General features: G+C 48.2%; 1 protein-coding gene. It reads left to right on the forward strand.

Annotation, left to right across the window (positions count from 1 at the left end; all coding sequences use genetic code 11):
- Positions 1–17 precede the first annotated feature (17 nt).
- Positions 18–1,947: ribonuclease R (rnr, locus tag AAB523_03405; protein ID MEK7556301.1), on the forward strand; the 1,930-nt coding region annotated here is incomplete at its 3' end.

The following is a 1,947-nucleotide window of genomic DNA, read 5'->3' on the forward strand; positions in this document are numbered from 1 at the left end:
TGCTATACTCCACTCTAATGACTGAGAAAAACATGCACTATATTGAAGGAACCCTGCGTATCGGCGGCAAGGGCATGGGATATGTGGAAGCGGAAGGATTTGCCGACGGTATTGAAATTAACCCGACAGATCTCAACATGGCGCTCCATAGAGACCGCGTGCGCGTACTTCTCCTGCCTCAAGTGCCAGGAAAGCGCCAAAGCGGGGAAGTTGCTGAAATCCTCTTCCGCTATAAATTTAAATTCGTAGGAACCATCAAACAAGAAGACGGTATATCTTTTCTCGTGCCCGATGATCCTAAGATGTATGCCAACATCATCATCCCGTCAGATGAAGCACAGCGCGTAGGGCTCAATGAAAAAATATACGTAAAGATCACAACATGGAACGACCCAAAGATGAATCCGTTAGGTACCATTCTCTCCATACTCGGCACAAAAGGGGGCAATGATGTGGAGATGCGGGCAATCGTCCTTGAAAAAGGACTCTCTTCCGAATTCCCTATAGCGGTGGAAGAAGAAGCGAAACGTATTGACCGCCACGTAAGCGAAGAAGAAATAGCGAAGCGGCGCGACATGCGCACAGTGACCACGTTTACCATTGACCCCGTTGACGCAAAAGATTTTGACGACGCACTCTCCTATCGAGAATTGCAAAACGGCGATATTGAAGTCGGTATCCATATTGCCGACGTAAGCCACTACGTACGGCCGGGAACTAAAATTGACGCGGAAGCGGCCGAGCGCGCTACTTCCATATATCTCGTAGATCGCACCATTCCCATGTTGCCGGAAGTGCTCTCCAATGACGTGTGCAGTTTAAATCCGAGAGAGGACAAGCTGACCTTTTCCGCGATCTTCGTCTTTTCCAAAGAAGCGCTCCGGAACAACAAAATAGATATCGTGAGTGAGTGGTTTGGACGTACCGTGATCCATTCCGATAAACGCTTCTCGTATGAAGAGGCGCAGGAAGTACTGGATAAAAAAGAGGGACCCTACCACGCCGAACTGGAACAATTGAACGTGATGGCAAAACTCCTTCAAAAAGCGCGCTTTGAGAAGGGCGCCATCGCTTTTGAGAAGGATGAAGTGCGATTTGAACTTGATGAATTCGCGAGACCGATCGCCGTGCATGTAAAAGCGCGCATTGATACCAATAAGCTCATTGAAGATTTCATGCTTCTGGCAAACAGGCGTGTTGCTGAATTTATGTCCAAAAAAGACAAGAACGTCGAGCAGACATTCATCTATCGCGTCCACGATCTCCCGGACGCGGATAAAGTCAAAGAACTCGCCGCATTTTTGAAAACTATCGGGTACGAATTGAAGATAGGCCCAAAAGGCGTCACCTCAAGAGACATCAACAAGCTCCTCACCGATATCAAGGGAACCGAGGAGGAAGGTATGATACAAACCGCCACTATCCGCACTATGGCAAAAGCGGTGTACGCAACAAAAAACATCGGACATTTCGGGCTTTCGTTTGAACACTATACGCATTTCACCTCCCCTATTCGCCGCTATCCTGACACGATGGTGCATCGCCTGCTCGCGACATATTTGGAAGGAAAGAAGGTGCCGAAAGAAGCGTTGCAACAATACGAAGCCGCTTCACGCTACTCTTCCGAGCGCGAGCAAACCGCCGCTGAAGCGGAGCGCGGTTCCATCAAATACAAGCAAGTGGAGTATATGAAAGATAAAGTGGGCCAAACATTTGACGGAGTTATTTCGGGTGTCACTAAATGGGGGTTGTATGTGGAGGAAAAAGAATCGCGCGCCGAAGGACTGGTCCACGTCAAAAACATGGCGAATGACTATTACACGCTTGACGAAAAAACATACTCTCTTAAAGGGGTCAGGTCAGGAAAAAAGTACACCTTAGGTGACAAAGTGCGCATTAAGATCTTGCGTGCGGACATGGAAAAAAGAATGCTTGATTACGCGCTCG

This window comes from Patescibacteria group bacterium (genome assembly GCA_038063375.1).
Classification (GTDB): domain Bacteria; phylum Patescibacteriota; class Minisyncoccia; order Phycocordibacterales; family JANLHH01; genus JANLHH01.